Genomic DNA, 266 nt, shown 5'->3' with positions numbered 1-266 from the left:
CTGCTTATAATAATTTTCTCGTTCCCGCTGGATTTCCTTAGCGAAATTGTCCATCACCTCGGAAACACCAAGCAATTGATCCGCCACTAATTTCCGGCTCTCCTGAACCTTTTTCTTTAATTTTTGGCTAGCCTGGAAAAATGTTAATTCCTGCCCAATTGTGTCATATACCTTCTTCGGACGTGAACATAACTTCTCCCATTCACTCGATACTCGCAATGAAATATTGCCATCATTTTGGTCCATTTCATGTATAACATCTTCCA

At 40.2% G+C, this 266-nt stretch carries 1 pseudogene; it reads right to left on the bottom strand.

Annotation, left to right across the window (positions count from 1 at the left end):
- Positions 1–266, bottom strand: a pseudogene (locus tag RYX56_RS22900) (stage II sporulation protein E); the annotation flags it as partial.

Source organism: Alkalihalophilus lindianensis (assembly GCF_032843265.1).
GTDB lineage: Bacteria > Bacillota > Bacilli > Bacillales > Bacillaceae_D > Alkalihalophilus > Alkalihalophilus lindianensis.
Note: the sequence above shows the minus strand (reverse complement) of the source record. Positions and strands in the feature narration are given on the sequence as shown.